Annotated in this window: 2 protein-coding genes; both read right to left on the bottom strand. The window is 65.3% G+C overall.

Annotation, left to right across the window (positions count from 1 at the left end; translation table 11 throughout):
• Positions 1–102: 102 nt before the first annotated feature.
• Positions 103–1,284 carry an acyl-CoA dehydrogenase family protein gene (locus tag VMR03_RS17355; protein WP_325407447.1) on the bottom strand — a complete coding sequence of 394 codons (1,182 nt, stop codon included), beginning with the start codon at positions 1,282–1,284 and terminating at the stop codon, positions 103–105.
• A partial coding sequence (locus tag VMR03_RS17350; RefSeq protein WP_325407446.1) for an acyl-CoA dehydrogenase occupies positions 1,281–2,247 on the bottom strand: 967 nt, incomplete at its 5' end. The genes VMR03_RS17355 and VMR03_RS17350, both read right to left, overlap by 4 nt.

Here is a 2,247-nt window from a genome sequence, read left to right as displayed (position 1 = left end):
ATACCCGTTCCCGCCGCCGCGGTAATGAGCACGGTCTTGTCCTTCAGCAACCCATGTCCGGGCACATAGGGCGGGGGCGCCGGACGCTTGCTTGCCGTCATGTCAGCCCCTCTGCTCTTTCGGCATCCCGAGCGCACGCTCCGCGATGATATTGCGTTGAATTTCGTTGGTGCCGGCGTAGATCGTGTCGGCGCGCGTAAAGAGAAAAAGTTGCTGGAGCGCGGTGAGCCCGTATGGCGCTTCGGCCACGATCTCCGCTTCGGGGCCCAGCACATCCATCGCCAGCTTGCCCAGCGATCTGTGCCAGGTCGCCCAATAGAGTTTGCCGATCAGCGCCTCGCGCCCGAGTTCCGGCTTGTCGGCGCCGCTCAGCATGCGCAGCGCATTGGCGCGCATCACTTCGAGCCCGATCCACGCATCCGCGAGCCGTTGCCGGATCACGGGATCCTTCGCCGCGCCATTCCGCTGCGCCGCCGCGACGATCTCGCCAAGCTGATTGCGAAAGGCCATCTGCTGGCCGAGCGTCGAGGCGCCTCGCTCGAAGGCAAGCGTTCCCATCGCCACCTTCCAGCCCTCGCCCGGCGCGCCGACGATATTCGCCTCGTCTGTCAGCGCTTCATCGAAGAACACCTCGTTGAATTCCGACGTGCCCGTCATCTGCCGGATCGGCCTCACTTCGATGCCCGCCTGCTTCATCGGCACGAGCAGATAGGAAAGCCCCTTGTGCCCGCTCGACCCTTCCTCGGTGCGCGCCAGCACGAAACACCAGTCGGCGACATGCGCGAGCGAGGTCCATATCTTCTGACCGGTGATCGACCATTTGCCGTTGATACGTGTTGCCCGCGTGCGCACATTGGCGAGATCGGAACCGGCATTGGGTTCCGAATAGCCCTGACACCAGAGTTCTTCGCCCTTTACGATCGGCGGCAGGAAGCGGCGCTTCTGCGCCTCCGTGCCGAAGGAGATGATCGTCGGCCCCGCAAGCCCCTCGCCGATATGGCCGACGCGGCCCGGCCCGCCGGCGCGCGCATATTCCTCGTGGAAGATCACCTGCTCGCCGAGGCTTGCTCCCCGGCCGCCATGCTCACGCGGCCAGCCGATGCAGGTCCAGCCCGCCTCGCCCATATGCCGCTCCCACTCGTGGCGCAGCTCGAAGAAGGCATGTTCATCGCCGGGTCCGCCGCGATTTTTGAGCGGCGCGAAATCGCCCGCGAGGTTCGCCGACATCCAGCCGGCCACCTCGGCGCGAAAACTCTCTTCCCTGGGCGTGAAGGCGAGATTCATGCCGCCTCCTCGTCGAGACCCATTAGCCGCGCGACGCGCTCGCGATGCCAGGCAGGCGTGCCGAGATATTTCTCCGTCGCATGAGCGTTCTTGAAATAGAGATGGACGTCGAATTCCCAGGTGAAGCCGACCCCGCCGTGAAGCTGGATCGCATCGCCCGCGCAGGCGAAATAGGCGTCCGAACACGTCGCCTTGGCGAGCGATGCTGCGCGCGCGAGTTCATCGCCCGTCGCGCCGTCATCCGCGATGCAAGCCGCATAATAGGCCGCCGACCGCGCGCTCTCGACCTGAAGCAGCATATCGGCGCAAGTGTGCTTCACCGCCTGAAAGCTTGCGATGGACCGGCCGAACTGTACGCGCTCCTTCGCATAGGCAACCGTCATGTCGAGGCAACGTTCGGCGGAGCCGACTTGCGCGGCGGCGACGAGAATGGACGCACGGTCGAGCGCGATACGTACCGGCGGTAGCGCCTCGCCCTCAATCCCGACAAGCGCATCCGCGCCGAGCGCGACATTCTCGAAGACGATTTCCGCCTGCCGCCGCGTCTGGTCCATCGTCGGCAACCATGTCCGCCGCAGGCCCGGCGCGTCGGCGGCGACGGCGAAGAGACTGACGCCTCTCTCTCCCCGCGCCGTCACCAGCAAGAGATCGGCGCGGTCGCCATCCACGACATGACGCTTCACGCCGTCGAGCCTGTAGCTATCGCCATCGCGGAGATAGCGCGTCTCGCAGGCGGCGGGATCGAAACCGCCGCCCGGCTCGCTCCAGGCCAGCGTCGCCGTCAGTTCGCCCGCCGCAATAACGCGGAGAATTTTTTGCTTCTGTCCTTCATCCGCCGATGCGAGCAATGCGTTGGCGGCGAGGCAGACCGTGGCTTCGAAAGGCGAGGGAAAAAGCGTGCGGCCGATCTCTTCCTGAAGGACGGCGAGCTCGACCATGCCGAGATCGAGCCCGCCATGAATC

The organism is Parvibaculum sp., from assembly GCF_035511255.1.
GTDB lineage: Bacteria > Pseudomonadota > Alphaproteobacteria > Parvibaculales > Parvibaculaceae > Parvibaculum.
The sequence above is the reverse complement of the archived record's forward strand: the minus strand, read 5'-3'. Positions and strand labels throughout refer to the sequence as shown.